At 40.6% G+C, this 1,584-nt stretch carries 2 protein-coding genes; both read right to left on the reverse strand.

Features of this window, described 5'->3' with window-relative positions:
- Window positions 1–412 (reverse strand): amino acid permease (locus HMPREF0519_RS12615; RefSeq protein WP_003636810.1); only part of this gene is annotated, 412 nt, incomplete at its 3' end.
- A 123-nt stretch (window positions 413–535) separates the two neighbouring features.
- Window positions 536–1,222: a Crp/Fnr family transcriptional regulator gene (locus HMPREF0519_RS12620; RefSeq protein ID WP_003636812.1), complete on the reverse strand. Its 687-nt coding sequence runs from the start codon at window positions 1,220–1,222 to the stop codon at window positions 536–538.
- Between the last annotated feature and the right edge of the window lie 362 nt (window positions 1,223–1,584).

Below are 1,584 nucleotides of genomic sequence, written 5' to 3' on the forward strand. Positions count from 1 at the left end.
CCCACAAAATAAATGAAGCCGCAACAATCGACCAAATATTTTGACCATTACCAAAGACCGGTAAGAAATAAGCTACGGCACTCATCAATAGTGTGGCATAACCAACATTACCAAGCCATGCGGACAGCCAGTAACCCCAAGCTGAATTAAAGCCCATATACTTACCAAATCCAGCCTCGGCATAACTATAAACACCAGCATCCAGATCCGGTCGTTTCATTGTTAAGTTTTGGAAAGTTAATGCCAGCATAACCATTCCGATCGCTGTAATAACCCATCCAATAATAATAGCTCCGGCACCAGCGCCGACAGCCATATCATGCATTAAATTAAATACTCCCCCACCGATAATTGATCCAACAACCAGACCAATCAGTTCGAGTAAGCCTAATTTACCATCATGCTCTTTCATATTGTCACTCACTCCCTAGTACAAAATAAATTCTGATGCTTCCCTGGTATCAAATAAATTGCAAAACCAGTGCAGTCAGTGACTTGGCTTGGTATACATTGGCTGGAGATATTCCGATTGACTTTATACACTTAAAATTTTGAAATACTTCCGACTGTATTGTACCTTACCTTCCGCAACCAGCTGCTGCACCATCAAACTGGTTGTTTCCCTTGTTGTACCACTTACCTTGGACAATTCAATTAATGTCATTGGATATGGGATTAATACCGTTCCATCATCCTGCTTGTCACCAATCTGTTGCCCAAGAAACCAAATCGCATTCCAAACCCGACATTTAGCACTAGTTGTGACCATCCGTTGAAGCTGCGTTTCAGTCGTATTAATAATTGAGCTCATCTCACGAATAGCATTAACCATCATTTCGGGATTTTCCCGCAACAATGTTTCATAAAGTGCTATCGGAATAACAGCAATTTTCACTTCTGTCATCGTTTCAACGCTATACGCATAATTTTCGTCTTCAAATAACCCAATATATGGGAATCCTTTATTTGATCGAATATAAAGATAGAGCTGCTCATCCCCGTTTTCGTCCCAATGAAACGATTTAGCGACCCCACTGATAAGAAAATAGTAGTTTCTTCTAGGATCTCCCTGATCAAACAGAACTTGCCCTCTGTGAAAAGTCTTGATCGTCATCGCTGAGATTACACGATCCAAGTCTTCATCGCTCAGAGGGCTGAATTCTGGATGGCGCTTCATTTTACTTCGATATAATTGGTAATCACCCTTATTGTTCAATATCATCGTTTTTCCACTCCAAAAATGGTTAGATAATTATCTTGTCAATAAAAGTGTAACGCAATTAATGATTTTGTACATCAAACGCATCGGAATAATACTTGTGAGTTACATATACAAGTATCCTGTATATTATGATTGTGATTTGTAAGTGATTTGATCCGCACACTTATGAGGACTGCTCCGCTAACCACAAACCTGCATGTAAGCTAACAGCCATCAAATCCCAAAAACGGGGATTCGCTGCCTGCCATCCTACACTCCGGTTTGTCCCAGGTTAGCTCTGCACACTTTTTTAGGACTGCTCCTCAAAGCGGTTATCGTTCTACCTGTAAGGCATTCTTCTCAGAAATCAAAACCCGGAATTC

This window comes from Lentilactobacillus hilgardii DSM 20176 = ATCC 8290 (assembly GCF_000159315.1).
Taxonomy (GTDB): domain Bacteria; phylum Bacillota; class Bacilli; order Lactobacillales; family Lactobacillaceae; genus Lentilactobacillus; species Lentilactobacillus hilgardii.